Here is an 854-nt window from a genome sequence, read left to right on the forward strand (position 1 = left end):
TATTAAATAATCATATTAAAAGACCTTTGCATAAATAGGGATGATTGGCAAAATCCAATTTTTGCCCAATGGGTGATTTCTTTAAACCTTGTCCTAGTAAGTTTAAAAAATCGCCAAGTGGGTGAAAAGTGGGTTTTTGATGATTGTTCCTATTTGTCTACAGGTGAGACTACACACTGCAAAGGTCTTTAAAAATTGAATTTTGTTAATCATCCAAAATTAACACAAAGACCTTACATCGTTGGACATTCATTTGATTCAGATTCTGCTTTCCAACCTCGATCAATATAATATTTATCATTTGTAGCAAGAAGCTGAACCTTCTCTACGCCTAGCACTTTATACCTTTGAAGTATATGGTCTAAAAGTGCTGACCCTGCCCCTTTAACGATTGTGGTTTGATTGGCTACCAACCCTTCAGGATTTGACACAATTGCCTTAACTTCAGGCACTTTGATGTCTGGACTTTTTGCATAAGATATAGCTTCTATTCTTCCTTCGTAAGTAACAACATGAATTTCTCTTTCAAATTCACCATCAAAAAGTTCTTGTCTAATATCATTTTCCATGATTGATGATAAGCCTGAGGACTCATAAGATTAAGTGTTACTCTGGTATATTTCTTCCCCCATCCATGTAAAACAGGCTTAACATTTTTTTATATAGCGCCATATCACTTTTTGATTCCAACTTGTAAGTTTTGAATTGAAAATCATTCTCTATGTTAATTACTTTGAGACTTTTGCATAACTCATAATTCTCCACCCTAATTTCAATTTTTAGATTTTTTTAAAAATATTTTCAAAACTACCTGTATTTTTTCATAAAGTCCAAAAAAACCTTATTTTCCCAGC

1 protein-coding gene is annotated in these 854 nt (G+C 32.8%); it reads right to left on the reverse strand.

The window, feature by feature from the left end; all coding sequences use genetic code 11:
* Positions 1-233 precede the first annotated feature (233 nt).
* A complete protein-coding gene (locus tag BAZSYMA_RS04340) occupies positions 234-569 on the reverse strand; it encodes a GNAT family N-acetyltransferase (protein ID WP_090715987.1) in 336 nt (111 codons plus the stop codon).
* Between the last annotated feature and the right edge of the window lie 285 nt (positions 570-854).

This window comes from Bathymodiolus azoricus thioautotrophic gill symbiont (assembly GCF_001298715.1).
GTDB lineage: Bacteria > Pseudomonadota > Gammaproteobacteria > PS1 > Pseudothioglobaceae > Thiodubiliella.